Here is a 2,001-nt window from a genome sequence, read left to right as displayed (position 1 = left end):
GTCGGGGGCAGGTGGACCAGGTCTGGGGCCTGATCGGCGGCTTCGACGCCCTTGACGAAACCCTCGCGGCCTGACACCGGGGCCCATCAACGGCAGGGCCCCACCGCACAGCCCGGGTACGCGCCTGCGCGCACCCGGGCTGCGGTGTGCCCGGGTGCGGAGCCGCTCGCCGACCGGACCGTCCGGAGCCGGTCCTCGCACTCGGCCCGGGGGCCTGTCCGCACCGGCGCCGCGTCCCGGCACCACAGGCAAGCCCGCGGCGATCCGCCGGCGGGATCCCCGCCGGTGAGCGGGCACGGGGAAGCCGGCGCGCAAGGGGTGGCTGTCGGCATGAGCATGGCGATATGGCAGACTCCCCGGATCGCGAGCGAAGGAGCGCCGGTGAGTAAGCGGCAGGTGCGGAAGATGCTGCGGCAGATGGCGAGCGGGGAGCCCGTCCAGGTCGTCAGCTCGATGGCGTCGACGAAGAAACTGGCCCGGCTCGCCTTCTTCGCGCAGCAGTTCGGGTACGAATACGCGGATGTCGGGCAGGGCGGCGGGCCGCAGGGCAACGGGCTGGTCATGCTGCTCGTGCCGGACCTCGGCCCGCAGGCCCGGGCGCGCGCCGCGCAGAACTGGGCGCACTATCCGAACGCCGCTGACGGGGTGTCGCTGCCGCCCCTGATACCCGAGGCGGTGGAACTGCTCAAGGCGCGGATCAAGTTCGACCTCGCCCAGCGGTTCGCCGAGAAGCAGCAGATCGTGGTCTCGATCGTCGTCGTCACCGTGGCGACCGCGGCCATCGCCTTCAAGGTGCGCGCGCACCCCATCGGCCTGGTCGTCGTCGGCGTCGTCTGGGCCGCGCTCATGGCCCTGGTGCCTGCCGGGCAGGCGGTCAACCGGCGGAACAAGGCCAGGTACGCCGCCCTGCTCCAGGCCGCCGGGTACACGCAGGTGACCGACCAGAGCGGTCGGGCGCGGTATGTGCCACCGGGCGGTCAGCTTCCCGGGCACGGCAATCCGTTCGCCACCGGAGCGTAGTGCCTCCGGGCCCGGTGGAGGCCGCGGCGAGGGAAGCCGCATCCCCGCACCGGCGGGCCCGCCGTACCGCCCGGCCGGCGGTACGCTGCGAAGCGACCTGGTGAGTACGCCCGGTCGTGCCCGCGAGCGGGCGAGGGGCCGACGGCGCCGAGTCGCGGCCCCGGCGGGCCGTGGCCGCGGCCTGGGGCCCGCTCGGGTCGTCGACTTCAGCGCGGAGGCCGCCCATGCCGGTACCGACAGCCGCTGGTGCGCCCGGGCCCCTGCCCCGGGGCGAGCAGACGCTGGAAGACCTGCTGTCGGTGGTGGGAGCCGGCGTTCTGGAGCTGCTCACCGCCCCGCGGGGCCTGGGCGTACCGGTGCGCGGGGTGGCCGTGCTGGACGAGGGAGAGCCCGGCGTGCTGCCCGGGCGGCTGCTGCTGGCGGTCGGGGTGGAGCCGGAGTCGGCCGCCGCCGCCGACCTGGTGCGCTCGGCCGGGCAGGCCGGTGCGACCGGGGTGGTGTTCCGTCAGGGCCGGTCGGGCCGGCCTGCCGAGGATCTGCGGGCGGTGGCCGCCGCGGCCGGCACCGCGGTGCTCTTCCGTACCGGGTGGACCGGCTGGGCCCAGGTGGTCGGGGTGATACGCGCCGGACTGGCCACCTGCGGCATCACCCCGGATCCGGAGATGGCCCAGGTGGCCCTCGGTGATCTGGACGGCCTGGCCGAGGCGGTCGCCGCCCTGGTCGGGGGCGCGGTGACGATCGAGGACGTACGTTCGCGGGTGCTGGCGTACTCGTCCACCGATGAGGTGGTGGACGAGATCCGCCGGCTGACCATCCTGGGCCGCCGGGTCCCGCAGTGGCGGATCGCGGCGATGCGGGAGGACGGTTTCTTCCGGGCGCTGTGGAGTTCGGGCGACGTGGTCCACCGTCCGGCCGAGGGGGAGGTGCCCGAGCGCCTGGCGATGGCGGTCAGCGCGGGCGGGGAGGTGCTGGGTTCGGTGT

The 2,001-nt window shown here is 75.0% G+C and carries 1 protein-coding gene and 1 pseudogene; both read left to right on the top strand.

Going from position 1 to position 2,001, the window contains the following annotated elements:
- Positions 1 to 381 precede the first annotated feature (381 nt).
- A complete protein-coding gene (locus tag E4099_RS31575; RefSeq protein WP_135342519.1) occupies positions 382 to 1,020 on the top strand; it encodes a hypothetical protein in 639 nt (212 codons plus the stop codon).
- A 224-nt stretch (positions 1,021 to 1,244) separates the two neighbouring features.
- Positions 1,245 to 2,001, top strand: a pseudogene (locus E4099_RS31570) (hypothetical protein); the annotation flags it as partial.

Origin of the sequence: Streptomyces palmae, assembly GCF_004684805.1 — a bacterium.
Lineage (GTDB): Bacteria > Actinomycetota > Actinomycetes > Streptomycetales > Streptomycetaceae > Streptomyces > Streptomyces palmae.
The sequence above is the reverse complement of the archived record's forward strand: the minus strand, read 5'-3'. Positions and strand labels throughout refer to the sequence as shown.